1 rRNA gene is annotated in these 213 nt (G+C 50.2%); it reads right to left on the reverse strand.

Annotated features, from left to right (window positions below):
- A 23S ribosomal RNA gene (locus KI379_RS33930) occupies positions 1 to 213 on the reverse strand; the annotation flags it as partial.

The raw sequence follows: 213 nt of genomic DNA on the forward strand, positions 1-213 counted from the left end.
CTTTCGGCGGATCAGATTCTCACTGATCTTTTCGTTACTCATACCGGCATTCTCACTTGTATACGCTCCAGCACTCCTTACGGTATACCTTCAACGCTGTATACAACGCTCCCCTACCCCTGATGCATACGCATCAAGCCATAGCTTCGGTGGTGTGTTTAGCCCCGTTACATTTTCGGCGCAGAGTCACTCGACCAGTGAGCTATTACGCAC

The sequence above is a fragment of the Paenibacillus cineris genome (assembly GCF_018333335.1).
In the GTDB taxonomy this organism is placed as follows: Bacteria; Bacillota; Bacilli; order Paenibacillales; family Paenibacillaceae; genus Paenibacillus_AQ; species Paenibacillus_AQ favisporus.